The organism is Ensifer sp. (genome assembly GCF_035999135.1).
Taxonomy (GTDB): domain Bacteria; phylum Pseudomonadota; class Alphaproteobacteria; order Rhizobiales; family Rhizobiaceae; genus Ensifer.
Map to the genome: position 1 here is coordinate 1 of NZ_DASYGZ010000119.1, position 3,368 is coordinate 3,368.

The window sequence follows — 3,368 nt, forward strand, 5'->3', positions numbered from 1 at the left end:
GCCTTAGCCAATCGAAAGGAAACAAAATGGCCGTCACCCCAGACAATGACAATGCCCCGGACGAACCGATGGTGTTCATCATCATCGGCAAGGCCTACGAGACCGACGGCGACGAAGATGGCGTGGATATTCACGTGATGCTCAAGGCGCCTGATGACGATACTGCCGTGCGCGAGGCGCTGAATGCCCTTGCCGAGGAAGGGTTTCTCGAGGCCGACCTGGATCAGATCGGCACATTGACCGACGTTCCGAGCGAAGAACCGCACGCTTCGGCCTATCAGGGCGCGCTTGAAGGCGAAGTGGCGATCATCCGCTTCAGCTGAGACGCCGCGAACCAGGCCCCGCACCACCTCCCAAGACCGTATTGCAAAAAGAAGAAGCCGCCGAGATCGCTCTCGGCGGCTTCTTCTTTTGTGAGGCTGGAGGGCGAAACACGCCCTCCCCCATTATTCGGCTGCCGCGTTCTCGCTTGCGAGATCGGCGAGCATCGGCGTTGCCACGTCCGCACCGGTGCCGCGACGACGTTCTTCCAGGATCATCTCGTCGCGCGCGGTTGCGATGCGACGGATCTGGGTCATCGTGCCACCCGTGCCGGCCGGGATCAGACGGCCGACGATGACGTTTTCCTTCAGGCCCTGCAGACCGTCGGTCTTGCCGGCGATCGCAGCTTCGGTCAGGACCTTGGTGGTTTCCTGGAACGAAGCGGCCGAGATGAACGACGGCGTCTGCAGCGACGCCTTGGTGATGCCGAGCAGGACCGGGTCGCCGTATGCCGGCTTCTTGCCCTGTTCGATCAGGCCGTCGTTGACGTCTTCAAGCTCGATCCGGTCGACATTGTCGCCGACAATGTAGGTCGAGTCGCCTGCGTCGGTGATTTCCACCTTCTGCAGCATCTGACGGACGATAACCTCGATGTGCTTGTCGTTGATCACAACGCCCTGCAGTCGGTAGACTTCCTGGATTTCGTTCACGAGGTAGGAAGCAAGTGCTTCCACGCCCTTGATCGCCAGGATGTCGTGCGGCGCCGGGTTGCCGTCGAGGATGTAGTCGCCCTTTTCGATGTAGTCGCCATCCTGAAGATGGAAGGGCTTGCCCTTCGGGATCAGGTACTCGACCGGCTCGACACCGTCTTCCGCCGGCTCGATCAGAACGCGACGCTTGTTCTTGTAGTCGCGGCCGAAGCGGATGGTACCATCGATCTCAGCGATGATGGCGTGATCCTTCGGACGGCGCGCTTCGAACAGTTCGGCAACGCGCGGCAGACCACCGGTGATGTCCTTGGTCTTGGCGCTTTCCAGCGGCGAACGTGCGAGCACGTCACCCTGGCTGACCTTGGTGCCCGGCTCGACCGACAGAATGGCGTCGACCGAAAGCATGAAGCGGGCGTCGCCACCACGCGACAGCTTCATGACTGCGCCGTTCTTGTCCTTGATGACGATCGCCGGCTTCAGGTCGGTACCGCGCGGCGTCGAGCGCCAATCGATAACCTGACGCTTGGTGATGCCGGTCGACTCGTCGGTCGCTTCGAGTACCGAGATGCCGTCGACGACGTCTTCGAAGTGAACGGTACCTTCCACTTCCGTCATCATCGGACGGGTGTAGGGGTCCCACTCGGCGAGACGCTGACCGCGCTTCACCTTGTCACCGTCGTCGACGAGGATTTTCGAGCCGTAGGCGACGCGCTGCGACGAACGCTCGACGCCGCGCTCGTCCAGGATCTGGACGGCCATGTTGCGGCCCATGGCGACGAGAACGCCGTCAGAGTTGCGCAGCATGTTGCGGTTCTTGATCTGGACCGTACCTTCGTAGGACGCTTCCAGGAACGACTGGTCGACCACGGTCGCCGTACCACCAAGGTGGAAGGTACGCATGGTGAGCTGGGTGCCCGGCTCGCCGATCGACTGTGCGGCGATAACACCGACCGCTTCGCCCATGTTGACCGGCGTACCACGTGCCAGGTCGCGGCCGTAGCAGACGCCGCAAACGCCCGTCTGGATTTCGCAGGTCAGCGCCGAGCGGATACGGATCGACTGGATACCAGCCTTCTCGATCTCGATGACGTCCGGCTCAAGGATCATCCGGCCAGCGTCGACAAGGCGAACGCCGGTGATCGGGTGATCGATGTCGTCCAGGGCCGTACGGCCAAGGATACGCGCGCCGAGCGAAGCCACGACCTGACCGGCATCGACGATCGCCGTCATGGTGAGGCCGTTTTCGGTACCGCAATCGACGGAGTTGACGATGCAGTCCTGCGCAACGTCGACAAGACGACGGGTCAGGTAACCGGAGTTCGCGGTCTTCAAGGCGGTGTCTGCCAGACCCTTACGGGCACCGTGGGTCGAGTTGAAGTACTCGTTAACGGTCAGGCCTTCCTTGAAGTTCGAGATGATCGGCGTCTCGATGATTTCGCCCGAAGGCTTGGCCATCAGGCCGCGCATGCCGCCCAGCTGGCGCATCTGGTTCGGAGAACCACGAGCACCCGAGTGCGACATCATGTAGATCGAGTTCATCGGCTTCTGACGGCCGTTGTCGTCGAACTCCACAGCCTTAATGCGGGCCATCATCTCGTCGGCGACCTTTTCGGTTGCCTTGCCCCAGGCGTCGACAACCTTGTTGTACTTTTCGCCCTGGGTGATGAGACCGTCGTTGTACTGCTGCTCGTATTCCTTCACCAGCGCTTCGGTGTCGCCGACAATCTTTGCCTTGGTGTCCGGAATGACCATGTCGTCCTTGCCGAACGAAATGCCGGCGCGGCATGCATGGGCGAAGCCGAGCTGCATGATGCGGTCGCAGAAGATGACCGTGTCCTTCTGGCCGCAATGACGGTAGACCGTGTCGATCATCTTGGAGATGTTCTTCTTGGTCATTTCCTGGTTGCAGATGTCGAACGGCACGTTGACGTTGCGCGGCAGAAGCTCGCCGATGATCATGCGGCCAGGGGTGGTTTCATAGATCTTCGAAACCGGGTTGCCCTCGGCGTCGACGGTCTTGAAGCGGCCACGGATCTTGGCGTGCAGGGTCACCGACTTGGTTTCGAGCGCGTGATGCAGCTCGCCCATGTCCGAGAACGCCATGCCTTCGCCAGGCTCGTTCTGGTTCAGGATCGACAAGTAGTAGAGGCCGAGAACCATGTCCTGCGACGGAACGATGATCGGCGCGCCGTTTGCCGGGTGCAGGATGTTGTTCGTCGACATCATCAGCACGCGTGCTTCAAGCTGCGCTTCGAGCGACAGCGGCACGTGAACGGCCATCTGGTCACCGTCGAAGTCGGCGTTGAAGGCCGTGCAGACGAGCGGGTGCAGCTGGATCGCCTTGCCTTCGACCAGGGTGGGTTCGAAGGCCTGGATGCCCAGGCGGTGCAGCGTCGG

At 61.4% G+C, this 3,368-nt stretch carries 2 protein-coding genes; one reads left to right on the plus strand and one right to left on the minus strand.

The window, feature by feature from the left end; genetic code table 11:
* Positions 1-26: 26 nt before the first annotated feature.
* Positions 27-323 carry a hypothetical protein gene (locus tag VGO12_RS14230; protein ID WP_034795498.1) on the plus strand — a complete coding sequence of 99 codons (297 nt, stop codon included), beginning with the start codon at positions 27-29 and terminating at the stop codon, positions 321-323.
* A gap of 123 nt (positions 324-446) precedes the next feature.
* On the opposite strand, the gene VGO12_RS14235 is transcribed toward VGO12_RS14230, so the two are convergent.
* A partial coding sequence (locus VGO12_RS14235) for a DNA-directed RNA polymerase subunit beta' (RefSeq protein WP_327513403.1) occupies positions 447-3,368 on the minus strand: 2,922 nt, incomplete at its 5' end.